Source organism: Robiginitalea sp. (assembly GCF_049588695.1).
Taxonomy (GTDB): domain Bacteria; phylum Bacteroidota; class Bacteroidia; order Flavobacteriales; family Flavobacteriaceae; genus Robiginitalea.
Genome location: NZ_JBAVZJ010000179.1, coordinates 1 through 1950 on the forward strand (window position 1 = coordinate 1; position 1950 = coordinate 1950).

At 39.3% G+C, this 1950-nt stretch carries 3 protein-coding genes; all 3 read right to left on the reverse strand.

Annotation, left to right across the window (positions count from 1 at the left end; genetic code table 11):
- Positions 1-272: 272 nt before the first annotated feature.
- The gene (locus tag WBV75_RS04360; protein ID WP_424119431.1) at positions 273-854 is read right to left on the reverse strand and encodes a TetR/AcrR family transcriptional regulator; all 582 of its coding nucleotides are present in this window, start codon (positions 852-854) and stop codon (positions 273-275) included.
- A gap of 51 nt (positions 855-905) precedes the next feature.
- The gene (locus WBV75_RS04365) at positions 906-1520 is read right to left on the reverse strand and encodes a class I SAM-dependent methyltransferase (protein ID WP_424119432.1); all 615 of its coding nucleotides are present in this window, start codon (positions 1518-1520) and stop codon (positions 906-908) included.
- A 99-nt stretch (positions 1521-1619) separates the two neighbouring features.
- On the reverse strand, positions 1620-1950 hold a 331-nt coding region (locus tag WBV75_RS04370; RefSeq protein WP_424119433.1), incomplete at its 5' end, for an SDR family oxidoreductase.

A 1950-nucleotide genomic window follows, 5' to 3' on the forward strand; every position in this document is an offset into this window, starting at 1 on the left:
CGCTCTCCAAGGTCTGCACTAATTTCCTATCTTAGTTGAAAACAAATCTGGTATGCTGGCACTTGTGCACTCAAGCACCGCGTCATAGTCAGGAAACTTGCCAGTAAGCAAAAAAACAGAACTTAAAAGGAAAATAATGACACCAACGTACATCGTAATTTATGACATCAGTTCTGATGGAGATTATGAAAGTCTCTATAAAAAACTGAAAGATTATAATGGATGGGCTAATGTTATTTTTACTGGCGCAATATACGTCCTCATTCATTTAGTCAATCCAATAGCGACAAAGCGACGTTAACGGTGTCTTTAAGTTTCTTTTTATCAGGTTGGACTTTTGAAACAACCCGTATTCCATTGTATAAAGTATAGAAAAGCCCGGCAATAGACTCCAGGTCTTTGGCTGTTTTAAGTTGTCCGCTTGCTTTACCTTGCTTTAAATACTCCAAAAACAACTTTTCAAAATCTCGTTTGTTGCTTTCCAGTACCTCCGTAAAACTTGCGTCATTTGGTATGAGTTCCGTAGTCGTATTCACAACGAAGCACCCTTTCCGATCTTTGTCTTGTATGGCTTCTTCGATCGCATTGTCAAAAAGGATTGAAAATCCGTCCTTGACGTTTGACTGATTTTCGAAGAATTGCTTTAGTCCCTCAATATTCGTTTTCCTGTAGAGTGCAAAAGACTTTTTGAAAAGCTGCTCCTTATCACCAAAAGTGTCGTACAAACTGCCTCTGTTAATACCTAAATGACTGACCAGGTCCTGGATGGAGGTCGCGGCATACCCTTGTTTCCAAAACAAGTTCATAGCTTTGGCCAGGACTTCATTTTCATCAAATAGCTTTACTCTGGGCATATTAAAAGTTTCTTACACAAAGGTATCTATTATAGAACAAGTGTTCCAAAATTAATGTAATTTCCTTCCAACAAATCGAACTACGGAGCCTTTCCCAATATGGTAATCTCCTTCATTAAGGGTAATTTCGGATGCTTCCAAAACCTTTATTTCATAATTTGGAAAATAACTGTCAATTTCTTCTATCGAATAAAGCATTTCAATATCCCGCGGGCCTCCTGCGCTGGGGTTTACGCTATTGTATTTCAATTGATTTTTGGAAAAGGCTTCAAAAATAATGGTGCCTCCAACTTTCAAATAACGATCGACTAATTTATTATAGTCGGCTTTCCTATCAGTGGGGAAATGCGCATAGATTAATGCAATGGTATCAAAGAAGAGATCTTTATAAGATAAGGCCCCAAAATCGCCCAAATCATAATTAATGTGCACGCCATTTTCGTGGGCAAGTTTCACCGCTTTCTCTTTTCCTTTATTACTGAGATCACAGGCATAAACATCCCACCCGTGTATTGCAGCATAAACGGAGTTTCGCCCTTCTCCATCCGCCGGGAGAAGGATTTTGCCCTTTTCTAACTTATCCAATTCTTGTCTAAAGAATTCATTTGGCTCCTTACCATAGGCAAATCCCTTTGCAGCATATCTATCGTTCCAGAACTCTTTCATGATGGGCAAATATTATCCTTTTTTTCTTCATTGTGTTGAAGTAGAATTGATTAAAATCCCTTATTTGGAATAAAAATTCCAAATAAGGGATAAAAAAATTTATGCCAACAGTGGGTTTACATTAATGCCCCCATCTATAGTATACTCACTTCCAGTAATGAAAGAAGCATCATCTGAGGCCAAAAACGAAACCAGTTTTGCAATATCCTCAGGTTTACCAAACCGCTTTAAGGGTACCCTGTTCTGCATGGCTTGTGCAAAACCATTCAACTGTTCTTCCTCCATTCCTGTTTTGCCAAAAATGGGTGTGGATACCGGCCCTGGATTTACAGAATTAATTCGAATTTTCCTGGGAGCCAACTCCGTGGCTGCCGTTCGGGTATATGAATTTAAGGCCGCTTTAGACGCTGCGTATACAGCGGTGTTGGGC

Excerpts from the sequence above, each read along its gene's own strand:
- WBV75_RS04360 (WP_424119431.1), bottom strand. The coding sequence starts at position 854 with ATGCCCAGAGTAAAGCTATTTGATGAAAATGAAGTCCTGGCCAAAGCT.
- WBV75_RS04365 (WP_424119432.1), bottom strand. The coding sequence starts at position 1,520 with ATGAAAGAGTTCTGGAACGATAGATATGCTGCAAAGGGATTTGCCTAT.